The organism is Bacillus cereus (assembly GCF_002567495.1).
GTDB lineage: Bacteria > Bacillota > Bacilli > Bacillales > Bacillaceae_G > Bacillus_A > Bacillus_A cereus_AQ.
Window position 1 is genome coordinate 51,591 of record NZ_NVAP01000050.1, and the last position, 12,858, is coordinate 64,448.

Here is a 12,858-nt window from a genome sequence, read left to right on the forward strand (position 1 = left end):
TTTTACGATGTGCTTTAAAAGGGAAATCATCATCAAGTTTTTCACCCATATTTTTACAATGAGTTTTACCGTTGAAGATAAATGCCTTCATTTCAAAACATTTCTTTTCATTTGTATACGATACATCTCAAACATATTGTATACAAATTATTACACTTACTTTTCTTCACCGCTTGCTTGCATGGAATTAAAAGTCCAATTTAATTTCAACGCATCCCCTTGGAATACATTTTGTTCTTCACCGTTATCTACGAATGTAAACATTACATAAAATGTATCATCATCACCTGGAGCAAGTCCATTTCCTTCTCGATCTACAATACCTTTCTTTACAAGGTCAGGAATACTTCCATTTTGGGTAGCTACCTTTAATTCAGATAATGTAGTAGACCAAATTGGAACCTCATTTTTATCCAAGTTCCACAAGAAATCAATACGGATATGATCACCGAAATCAGCATTTCCATTATCCCCTTTCGCATCGATTACACTGTAATCTGTCAGGAGTTTCACATTTCCTATTGCTAAGGTTCCTTTGTTAACTAATTGAAAACCACGCTCTATTTCATCACCTGGTTTCAGATTGTCGACATTAATAACAACTTCAGGATTCACACTCAAATCTAAAGTACCCGCTGCAAACGTGTTTTGTGATACTTCCTTATCACTAAAATACGCATATGTTCCCCCGCCAATTAAAGATAAGCCAAGTGATGCAGTTATAACACCCATACCAAATTTTTTCTTCATACTCATTTCACAAGTCCCCCTATTTTTAAAGGTCAAATTACAAAACTTATTTCCATCCCACAAACAATAACAATTAAGCAACTACCTTGTCCCATAACGAAAGCGGACTTACTTTAAACTAGCTACTCCATGTACCCAAACAACCATTACTCTTAAAATGACCGGTAATGTTACCGTAAATCATTACCGGTCATTTGTTACCCAATCTCATTTCATTTTATATTCATTGTCTAATTTCCTTACTTACTCTAGAAGTTATCCTACTTATTTTTTGGGTTCTAAACCAATAGAGCGTAAGATTTTATCTAACGTCACTGGCCCTACATTTTCTTTCGGTTTCTGATTTTCTTTAGCATCTGGTCCCTTTTTCATGAAGTTTTTCTCAATAAAACGAATATCAGTTTCGTTCACAACACCGTCTTGATTCACGTCACCATCTTTAACAGACAATTTTCCTTTTTCATATGACAGAGCTGCTATTCTAGCATCTTGAATATCTACCATTTTATCGCCGTTTAGATCACCTGCAAGATTATCATCCATATCAGCTCTAAAGTTTTGTCCCACTAATTCTCCATCCTGCATTTTCCCTATTTTTGTTGTTAATTTACTATTTAAATGACCTGGCATTTCTACGAAAATATCATATTCTTTATCGCTCACTGGGACACTATGAATTTCAAATTGCCCGTTATCATTAATCGTTCCTGTATATTTCTTTCCGTCCTTGCCAACTGCATACACTTTTGCTCCTAGTTTTGTATAGTCTTTCTTACCTAAATACCCCTCTTCATTCAAGAAAGCTTCCGGACCAATATATCCTGTAACCGTTGAGTGTTTTGAAACAATAGCAAAAGATTTATCTTTAAACACAGGAATGTCAATACCTTCTGATGCACCAGCTTTTGTATAAGTGAACTTATCTGCTCCAAATGCAGTTAAATCATTAAAATATTCATCACTCGTCATTTCGAATGTCACATCTAAAAATGGTGTATCACCATCTAATCCTTTAAATTCTTTTCCTTCCAATGACGCGCCAACTTTCACCTTATTTTCCCAAGTTCCTTCTTCATTTATCTTCGGATCCTCTAATTTAAGGTTCAGTCCATGCTGTTTTACATATTCCGTCAGTGCTGGATTTGGTTTCACATCTACAAATTTAAATAACTGCTTGTAATAAGGAATTTCAAATGTACCTGACATAAGCTGTTTTACATTATTAAGATTCAAAGTTAACGTAATTTTTTCACCTAATTTTATTTTATCCTTGTCATAACTTGGAACAGCATATTCTGTCCCTTCTTTTACAAAGACATAATCTTTATATCCAGTTGCCATATTCCCTGCAGTCGCAAGGTCATATCCAAATAATTTTAAATTTAACGGTTCATTTATTTCCTCTGGAAGTACTCCAAATTTAAAATCACCATTTGCTTGAATTGTATTCAACCAACCTGATGGGAAGGCTGAGTTTTGATAATATACGATTTGATTCGCTTTTTGATCATACTGCAAGCCTTTTGCCTTTAATGCATCTACTGTAGAATCATAAATATTACCATGCACCCATAATGCACGTTGGCCGTCTTCTTCTTTAAACATGGAATCATTGACTTCGTGTATACCAGGTTGTACATCCTTAAATTTCATTTCAGGTATTACATTATCAATGATTATGCTATCGCCTTTTGTATACGATTTTCCTTCTTTATCATATCCAACGAAGTTCAATTCGTAATCTCCATCAGGCAACATAACAGGTTTATCCCCAATTGGATGAGCTGGATCCCCTGTAAATGGAAGTACATACCCTCCCATACCAGAAAACATCATATATTCAACATTCGGTGTAAGACTACTTGCATTAAGTGTACCAACGACTCCTAATGCCTTCCCTGTCTTTCGGTCCTTCACAACTGCATCAATGGTTTCAAGGGGACTGTTTAATTTAAATGTCAACGGCGAACTAGGGCTTTCCATAAATGGATGGAATTTAGATGCATCTGTTGCCATTGCATCTCTCAGTAAATCTACAGACGCAATCCCTTTTTCTGTAAATTTAACTGCAAACGGTACTTGATATACTTCTTTTTCATTGTTTTTATTTGAAATATGAATATATCCCTCATATCTACCAAATTCAGCGTTTTCAGGAATGATAATTTCAGGGCTAATTTCCACTGATGTACCAGGAGCTACTTTAATAGAATCGTGTATATTTAGCTTCACACCATTCTTCGCTGCATCTTTCACACCTACACTTGTAGGTGAAAACTCTACTTCTAATTTAAACTCTTTCCCATCTGTTTTACTGCTGTTCTTAATTAAGACTTTTCGACTATCCTTAATAGGCCCATTTTCAAGTTGATTTTTATACCCAAATGCAATAGAACCTGTTTTTTCTTCAATTTCTACTTCTTCATCATCTACAACGTTTGATGTTTTATCGATAACCTCAATAGATGTATCTGCATGAACTGCACGATATGCATCAATTCTTCCCGATCCCACTTCAAATACAGAACGCTCTTCTTTTAAGTCAACTGCAGTATTCATAAGTGCCTCTTTTACTTCAAATGGACTATAGTTTGGATGTTCTTGTAAAATGAGTGCCGCTACCCCTGCAGTATGAGGAGTTGCCATAGAAGTACCTGACATACGTCCATACGCTATCGGATAATTTTCTCCATCCTTTGGATCATTAATATATTCAGGAACAGTTGAGAAAATAGACACACCTGGTGCTACAATATCTGGCTTAATATCATCTGTTTTAGTTGCAGGACCACGGGAGCTGAAATCAGCTAAGTGATCTCCCTCTGTTTTTATATTACTAAGTTCCCCAAACGCTAATGATACATCTCCTTGTACAGCCTTTGCTTGTAATTTCTCACCATCTACTTTTGTTAAGCGGAACGATGGAATAGATGAAGTACTTTCCCCAAGATAACTTGTAATTTCACCATCTACATTGTTATATACAATTACTGCCTTTGCGCCTGCTTCCTTAGCATTTTTAATTTTTTCATCAAATGTAATCTCACCGCGTTGGATAAGAACTAACTTCCCTTTCACATCTTTCCCTGTAAAATCACCTGATTTCCCTAGGCCTGCATATACAACCGATAAGGATTGACCTTTCAAATCTTCAATCTTATCAGTAAAGCTTTTTCCAAGTAGCATCATCTTATCTACATGTACATCACCTGCATCGGCGGAAAACGTTGGAATATTCATTGCAGCATCACTGGCTCCAACTGTAATTGGAAGTGCCGCTGCACTAGGTGATCCAATGGTACCTTCTCCCGGACCACTATTACCTGCTGCTACTACTGTAACAACACCAGCTAACATCGCGTTGTTCACTGCGACAGAAGTAGGATATAAAGGATCATTAATAGACGCTCCTAGTGATAAATTAATAACATCCATATCGTCTTTCACTGCTTTATCAATCGCAGCAAGAATACCGCTTGTTTGTCCACTTCCATATGGACCTAATACACGATATGAATATAAATCTACATCTGGAGCAACGCCCTTAACCGCATAATCTACATTATTCTTTTTGTCTGCAGAAATTGTCCCAGCTACATGAGTACCATGGGATGTATAATATGCACTTCCCTCATAAATCTCAGGATATCCTCCAGAATTCTGCCAATCCTTATACGTTGTCTCCATTGGATCAGCATCATTATTAACAAAATCCCATCCTTTTATTGAGTTCGGATCTATTTTGCTTGGATCTTCACCTTGCTTTGCACGATATCCTTTATATGCATCTTTCAAATCTGGATGGTTGTAATCAATACCTGTGTCCAGTACACCTACCTTTATTCCTTTACCTGTTATTTTTTCATCATGCAGCTTGTCCACACCAATTTGCGGTACACTATCTGCCATTTTTGGTTCAACAGCAGTCTTAGCTGTTTCTTTCGGCAAATCAATTTTAACCTCATGATCTTCCCATACACGCTTAACCATACCGGTACGAACTAAATCTTCAATCATGTTCGCAGGTATAGAAATCGCTACACCATTAAAAGCATTCTTATATTCTCTTGTTATTTTGGCAGCTTTTAAATTTGTCCCTTTCTCTTTATTCTTTTGAAGCTGTTCAAGCTCTGCTTTAAATCCTTTATGTGATGCTTCTACCTTTTGTTCCGCATTTGAAAGAGCTACCTTTTTCCCTTTAGCCGCTTGTTTTAATACTTCAATTTTGCTAGGTGCTTGCTTAAATTCTATAATCACATTCACATTATTAGGACTTGCGGTATTAATACCTGGCGAAATAACAAAACCTGGTTTTGTATCTAACGTTTTTAAGGCATTACGTTGTTCCTTTGTAAGACCTTTTAAGATAGCATTTGCATCATCAATTCCAGTTAAAGTAGATGTATTTACCTCTTCCGCTAATACGTTATATGGAATTCCTTGAGACAATAACATTCCAGCTGTTAACGTTCCAATAAGAATTTTTCCAAATTTCCCTCGTTTCATATTGCATCTCCCCATTTTTAATATTATTTTTTGAAACAAATTGATTCTTAAATTCCCATTTAGCATTGGAAACTCTAGTAATCTTAATCTTTTGTATCATGAAAGTTTACCAACACTACTACCATCCCCATACCTCATATAGCTAATCACTCACTCTACTCTTTCTATAAGGGCCCCCCATCATTTATTTTCAACAAAATATTTTTATAAAATGAATTATTAACAAAGTTAAAATGTAATTCTATTTTTATTATTCCACATTTAGATTATTCTGAAAATTAAACAAAAGGAGTATCTTTTCTCTAAGGATTCTATGCCTATATAGTACAAAAGAACTATCTTGTCCTTTATTCTTTGTGATACAGAATAAAGCAACACGATAGTTCTTTGAAAGATTTCTTATTTAATCTAGCGGCACCAATTGATGTCGGACTGCATAAATCACTGCTTGCGATCGACTTTTCACATTTAGCTTTTTAAAAATTTTATTGATGTGAATTTTAACTGTTTTATCACTAATATATAAAACTTCAGCAATCTCTTTATTACTAAGTCCTTTTACTAGTTCAAAGAGAATTTCCTTTTCACGTTCCGTCAGTTCATTTTCATTTGATTCTACTTTCATTTTTTGCTGATGATATGTAATTAATTTTTTAGTCATACGCGGATGAATAACTGAATCGCCTCGATATAACATTCGAATTGCTGCTACTACCTGTTCTGATGAGGAATCCTTTAATAAATAACCATCAGCACCGGCCTGGAGTGCATCCATTAAATGCTCATCATGCTCATACATTGTAAACACAAGTACTCGGCAATTTGGATATTTTTTTTTCACTAAATCGGTAGCTTCAATCCCATTTTTCCCTGGAAGGTTAATATCCATCAAAATACAATCTGGTCCGCATTCTTCTACTTTTCCCAATACTTCATCCCCAGAGCTAGCTTCTCCAACCACTTTCATATCAGATTCATCCTCTAGTATGCTCCGAATTGCATCCCGTAAAAAAGCATGATCATCTACTACTAATATTTTAATCATTTTACGCACCCCTTGTTTGTGAATCTGGAATTAACAGTGTAATTTCTGTCCCTTTCCCTACAGAACTATCAATCTGTAAAGTAGCCCCTAATTGTTCAGCTTGTTCATTCATATGTAATATACCATAATGTGGCTCATTCTTCGTTTTAACCATAGACTCAAACAGTGAAAAGCCAACTCCATTATCCTTAACCCTTAAAAGCACGTGCTCACTTTGATAACTGAGTAAAACATCAGCCTTTTTTGCTTGTGCATGTTTTACAATGTTTTGCAAACTCTCTTGTAATGTATCAAATATCACTCTTTCTTTTGAAAAGCTAAGCGCTCGCGTATGACCTCTTTCATGATAGATAATGTCTAGTTCATATTCTTGTTTTAAAGATTTTATTTTACTTGCTATCGCCTGCTTAAGGCCTAGTTGTTGTGTCGGATATGGTTTTAAAGCATAAATAGAGTAGCGAACTTCTCCTAGGCTTCCTCTTAAGTCTTTTATGCTTTTCTCTACTACCTGCTGCATATCAATTGGTTTATCACGGTATTTTTTCCGCGCGGATTCTAGTTGGAATATCACCCCGGCTAATGTTTGCGCAATACCATCGTGAATTTCACGGGCGATTCTATTCCTTTCTTCTAAGATCATTCTTTTTTCCTGTTCAGAAATCAATAACCTTGTTTTAACTACGTTAGCTAATTGGTTAGAAAATGTAGCTAACGACTGTACATCTTCTGGAAAGAAACCCGCATTTCTACTTTTCCCTGCAACAAACATTCCGACTAGTTCATCATTTACTATAAGAGGAAAATATACAAGTGAGCGTATAACACTATCAAATATTTCATCTCCAGGAGCAGTACCAATTTTCCAATCATTAAATACAAGATTTTTAGAAAGTCCCTCAAACGCCCTGAACTTTTCTGAATCATCAGATATATTAGATCGGACTTTCCCATCTTTTAATAGAATATTCCAGTTCCCATCATCTTTTGTCCATATTACATAAGCTTGTATGCCAAAAAAACCTTTAAGTGCTTGTTTAATATGTTTCAAGTTTCCTCCGGTTAATCCTCGACTAATTTCGGTCGTAATAAGAAATAACTCATATAATCGTTCCTTTTCCATCCTTATCCGTACAGAAAAAGAACTAATTACTGAAGTTGCTACAAGTGGGAAAAAGAAAAACAGTACTGTAATCTCGTTTACTTCCACACTATATGTACTAATTAATACGTGCATCAGTGCCGCATAAGAGAAACCAAAAGTTTCACAAAGAAATACCGTTACAGTTTTTTTGTACCACTGATAAATTGAATATGGTTGCGGAAGAAGTATCATTAACAAATCGTAAAAGCGATTGTTGAAAAAACAAAAAAACACACAAAATAATAATAAAGATATTAAATTTTCATACAGAACCGACATATCTATTTTATTAATTAATAAGTACATACATTTGTTTGAGAGCCATTCGGCCAAGATCAAACTAAGCGCATGCTGAGTACTGTTAAATAACATTCTCTGTATCGGTGAACGACGGTGCAGATGAATAAGTAGCGTAACGAGTACAATAGCAACAATAGTTACATGAATTCCAAACTGCCAACTCATAGCGTAAATTATCGGAAAGGTAAGCGAGCTAGTACCTCTCCAAAACCTTACAGGAAAATACTCTGCAATCCCCATAAATAGTAACAACAATATTAGTATTGTTGGATGAGAAGGGATTTTAATTTCAAGTAAAGATATAGTTATAGTAACCAAACCAAGAAAAGAAATAAAATAAAGATAAAAACTAGCAATCTTTTCTCTCATAAAGATAGAATTTACATCTTTCAAAACAGCCCCTTCTTTCTTTAGAAAAACTTCATTTTCTTTATTATCCAATAAAAAACCGGCACTGGCAAAATGGAAGGACATCCACTAGCCAATCACCGGCTGTGTACTGCACCTAAAAAGGCAAGACACAATACTAGTATATATCAGTTTGTAAAGTTTACCCATTAGCCAAATGGTGTAATTGTACATAATTTTAGACTTAGGTCTACTAGTACAAAAGATGTACACAGAATTTATATTTTGATTCACTAAAACAATTCAAAAAAACAGGAAGGCAGCCGTAAATGCTTAAAGGGTTAGCGTTATTGCAAGTCAAGATAATAAAACCGCACCTCCAATGTATTNNAATACATTGGAGGTGCGGTTCACGTAGGTCATTGATGTTTCAGCTATTCTCTTTATTTAAAAATTACATTTACCATACTAATTTAATATGATATTCCTGAAGCCAACTATTAACTTGAAGTAAATAATCTATTATACCTCGTGCATCATTACCTGAAATAACTTCGTTTTTTCCTTCTGCAATAGCACGAACTCTTTCTACATTAATTAATGGAAAAATAGGTGATTCAGGATCGTTCAACACATGTAACATCCAATCACTAATACCTTGTAGATAAGAGGCATCCTTTGTGCTTGGATATGCACTTTTTTTGCGATAACGTACATCCTCTGGAAGTACATTTTCAAAAGCTCGACGTAAAATACCTTTTTCAATATTGTCTATGCTTTTCATTTCGAATGGTACATTCCATAAGTATTCTACAAGCCGATAATCGTAAAATGGAGGTTTTTATGAGCTCTTTTCACTCTAGACAAACATGCGAAATATCCAACGCTCATGTAGGAATAAATGAAAAAAATCGTATAAAGTTTTCTAAAATAAGAAAGTCTATACTTAAATCTACAATAAAAAATAGCCCAGTAAAAAGAGCGTGTTTTCATCTATCTAAACACGCTCTTACAAATATTTAAACCCTATATGAATTGCTTATTCCATTCTGCTTTTCTTTTAACTAATACATATCTTTTTATATACGATTATCATGCCAGAAGTTTATTGGAAAATGATTATTCTCATCATAAGCTTCAAACTCATACCCTTTTTCTTTTAATCCTTTTATAATTGCTGGAACTGCTGCAACAGATTGTGGATGAATATCATGCATTAAAATAATTTCTTTTGAAGACGTCGCACCTGCTAAGACATTTTGAACAATTTTTACGGACGCTACATCAACGGATAATTTATTGTATTTCCAATCTAAAGAATCAATTGTCCAATCCCATACTTTTAAATTATTTCCGACCACTTCATTTCGAAGTGATTCATTTAACCCAGGCATTGATCCATATGGTGGGCGTGTTAATTTCGGTGAGTTTCCAATAACATTTCTAATGAAAGATTGATCCTCTTTCATTTCCTTCACATATTCCTGATTGGTGTATAACTTTTTAAAATCATGTGTCATACTATGCATACCCACATAATGGTTCTCAACATGCTCTCGTTTCACTAAATCTGGGAACCTTTTCACATTATCGCCAATTAAAAAGAATGTTGCTTTCACATCATTTTTCTTTAATACATCTAATAGGTTAGCTGTATATTTTCCTGGTCCATCATCAAAAGTTAAATATGCAACTTTTCTTTCTTTACCATCAAAACGATTAGGTATCGATTTTTTTAATTCATTTTTAGGTAGACTGCTCACTTGTTGAACACTGTTTACCTCTTCCGCATTTACCAGCTTAGGGTTCGTAATAGATTGAAACATGTAATACCCTATTGCTACTAATGTAATAGCCAACAATACACTTATAATTCTCTTTTTCTTAAGCTTAATTTTCATATTATACTTCTCTTTCTATCTTATTATCCCACTTTATGTTTTTATTTTATTATTCTATTAGTTTATAGAGTTCATTAGCTTAACCAAACTCACTTTTGGACTAATCGTTTTAATAATCTATATAGGTGAAAATTAGTGCCCTGCACTAGCGTTCATGCCATTTCCTATAATAGTTAGAAGCACAGGATATAATACTGGTCCTAAGGTAAGGAAAATGTTTAAAAGTATAATAAATTTATATAGTAAGCTAAAATTTTGACCATTCCGATTTACAAATACCAGGATGACCAATGTTATTATAGTAATCAAATGTAGTAATAACATTATCAACCAATAATACATCATTATAGTAAGATTCCACTTTCCTAATAGTTGGTATGTTATCCCTATTATTATTCCTAATACTGTAACATTAAAGGAAATAAACAAAGTTCTTTTTAATATTTTAGGAAATGTTTTATAATTCACAGTTTTATTATATAAATCTATTAAAATACCCAAAGATAGATATGCCAGTAATACCCCTACCCAATTCAAGACCCAATCTTGATCACCCATTAAATTAAACAAAAGCGCAATGATCCCTCCTACTGCAAGAATCGAGGAGATCATAATACTATTTAAAGCTGATTTCATAATATTTTCACTTCCTTTAAAATTTTATAATACAGCATTGATGTTTGCTCTTAAGTTGTCCCCTACTTATTAGAATTCTTTTCATTAAAAATCTTGTATGGAAATCCCATCATATAATCCGGTCATCATACCTAATAGCATATACGGAGAATGGGTAGCCCCAGCAAAAAATACATGTACATGAACTCCATACAATAAACACCACCAGATCCTACTCCTACTGCACAACCTTAAAATAAATGTTTTGATTTTTCATCGTCAATAAAATAACACATTTGATTCTTATTAACTTGTATTCTTCCTTTTTCTACTGTTTTACTATAGCTTGCTGTATATTCAAAAACAGTAACCCCTTTGTTTCTAAGTAAACCTTCTTTCCACTTTTTCGCAGCTGCTGACATATGTACATATGATGTTTTAAAATTAACCATAATTTATTATAATTAAGTATATATTAACAATATATTAAGTATAAGTAAATAAAATTAATTATAATTAAATTTTATTTACTTTTTTAAAGGGGATTACATATATGAACAATATTAATGTTGGTCAAAAAATTATGGCATTTAGAAAAGGTGCCGGATTAACCAGTAAACGTTTAGCAGAGTTAGCTGATATAACACCTTCCATGTTAAGTCAGATTGAGAAAGGAATCACAAATCCATCATTACAAACACTAAAATTAATTTCTGTAGCATTAAATATTCCATTATTTAATTTTTTCTTAGAAGATACCAATACAGAAGAATTAGTTGTAAGGGTTAACCAAAGGAAAAAAATAACTTTTCCTGAAAGTGGAAATGTTTCGTATGAGCTATTATCTCCTAATTTAGATGGATCACTAGAATTGGCTTTAATGAATCTGTTACCTCAAACTGCTTCATCTATGGAGCCTGTGGCACATAAAGGTGAAGAAATAGCATTTATTATGAATGGACAAGTAAGACTATATCTAAATGATGAGGTTTTACTTCTCAATACAGGTGATAGTGTTAAAATCCCATCTTATGCAAAGCATAAATGGGAGAACACTTCTTTAAACAAAGTCACAGTTATATTTGGAGTAACCCCACCATCTTTTTAATTTCAAATACTAGCGAAGAAAAGTTAGAGAAAATAATTCTCTAACTTTTCTTGTATACATAACTTTATTTTAAGAAAGTAAAAAATTTGTCTGATAATTATATGAGATTAAAATCTAAACGATTAAAAGTGGTAAAATAAATCTTTTTAATTACATACTTAATTTATTTTTTAATGTCCAGTATTTTTCTCCATTAGCTTCAAAAGAGAATTCTACCCATCCATTCGGATCTTCACGATAAATAAAGATGGTTGTTCCAGGAACTACTGTACCAACTTTATTTTCCTCGACAGCTACATCTTTTCTACTTTTAATTTTCAAATTAAATGGATAAGGTACCTGGTAGTAAGTAGCTGATGATACAACATTTGAGCTTAAACCGTCTGCATACATTTTATATGGAATTTCATTAGATAACGCGTCGACATCTAATGTTTCAGGATTCTTTGGTAATTTTTTTGCATATGTATAGTCTTCTACACGAAACGGTTTAATACGTTCCATAATACCTGCAATTTTCTTAGCCCAGCCTTTATCTGATGCATATTTCACGTTCATGCCAGTTAATGTTGGCCCGTTATAATACATACCACTTTCTTCTAAATATCTTTCTCGTACATAATTAGCGTTATAAGCAATACTATCGCCGTAGCTTGGTAAATATTTCGCATATTTAAACGGATCTCCATCATATGCACGTAGACCGAATAAATTATGTTTTTGATATGCGATTTCTGATTTTCCGTATCCAGATTCTAAAATCGCATGCGCCGCTAAATAATGAGCACTCACGCCATATTGATTTTGCGCATTGATAAAATCTTGTCCATGTCCAACTAAGGGACTATCTGAATGATATTTTGCAATAAAGCTATCAATCTCTTGAGCTGTAATTTTCGAAGCCACTGTTAAATTTAAATCTTCATATGAGGTTGCAGTAATAACCTCTTTTTCATCGTTTAAATTTTGTTGTAACATATCTGTTTTTGCAGTAAGTTGAGCAGCTTCAGCACGTGTTATAAATCTATTTGGTTGCCAACCGTTCTCGGTACCATTAGAAATTTTTAAATCTATTAAAATATTGGCATATTTTTCTCCCCAATGCCCTTTTAAATCTTCAAATCTAACCTGCTCGTTATGATTT

The 12,858-nt window shown here is 33.6% G+C and carries 8 protein-coding genes and 2 pseudogenes; 1 reads left to right on the forward strand and 9 read right to left on the reverse strand.

Annotated elements, in window-relative coordinates:
- Positions 1-156 precede the first annotated feature (156 nt).
- From COK05_RS24820 to COK05_RS31880, 8 genes and pseudogenes are all read right to left on the reverse strand, one after another.
- Positions 157-756: a TasA family protein gene (locus COK05_RS24820; RefSeq protein WP_098614662.1), complete on the reverse strand. Its 600-nt coding sequence runs from the start codon at positions 754-756 to the stop codon at positions 157-159.
- A gap of 258 nt (positions 757-1,014) precedes the next feature.
- Positions 1,015-5,256 carry a S8 family serine peptidase gene (locus COK05_RS24825; protein ID WP_098614663.1) on the reverse strand — a complete coding sequence of 1,414 codons (4,242 nt, stop codon included), beginning with the start codon at positions 5,254-5,256 and terminating at the stop codon, positions 1,015-1,017.
- Positions 5,257-5,659: 403 nt separating this feature from the next.
- Positions 5,660-6,301 carry a response regulator gene (locus COK05_RS24830; protein ID WP_097863815.1) on the reverse strand — a complete coding sequence of 214 codons (642 nt, stop codon included), beginning with the start codon at positions 6,299-6,301 and terminating at the stop codon, positions 5,660-5,662.
- Position 6,302: 1 nt separating this feature from the next.
- Positions 6,303-8,135 carry a GAF domain-containing sensor histidine kinase gene (locus COK05_RS24835; RefSeq protein WP_098614672.1) on the reverse strand — a complete coding sequence of 611 codons (1,833 nt, stop codon included), beginning with the start codon at positions 8,133-8,135 and terminating at the stop codon, positions 6,303-6,305.
- Between the two features lie 415 nt (positions 8,136-8,550).
- Positions 8,551-8,925: pseudogene (locus COK05_RS24840) on the reverse strand (asparagine synthase-related protein); the annotation flags it as partial.
- Positions 8,926-9,169: 244 nt separating this feature from the next.
- Complete coding sequence (locus COK05_RS24845) at positions 9,170-9,991, reverse strand: peptidoglycan-N-acetylglucosamine deacetylase (protein ID WP_098614664.1); 822 nt, start codon at positions 9,989-9,991, stop codon at positions 9,170-9,172.
- Positions 9,992-10,123: 132 nt separating this feature from the next.
- Positions 10,124-10,627, reverse strand: coding sequence for a DUF3902 family protein (locus COK05_RS24850; protein ID WP_098614665.1), 504 nt, complete (start codon positions 10,625-10,627; stop codon positions 10,124-10,126).
- Positions 10,628-10,717: 90 nt separating this feature from the next.
- Positions 10,718-11,034, reverse strand: a pseudogene (locus COK05_RS31880) (D-serine ammonia-lyase); the annotation flags it as partial.
- Between the two features lie 125 nt (positions 11,035-11,159).
- Between COK05_RS31880 and COK05_RS24865 the strand changes: the two are divergent.
- Positions 11,160-11,714, forward strand: a complete 555-nt coding sequence (locus COK05_RS24865) for a helix-turn-helix domain-containing protein (protein WP_098614668.1) — start codon at positions 11,160-11,162, stop codon at positions 11,712-11,714.
- A gap of 150 nt (positions 11,715-11,864) precedes the next feature.
- Here COK05_RS24865 and COK05_RS24870 read toward each other — a convergent pair.
- On the reverse strand, positions 11,865-12,858 hold a 994-nt coding region (locus COK05_RS24870; protein ID WP_098614669.1), incomplete at its 5' end, for a glucosaminidase domain-containing protein.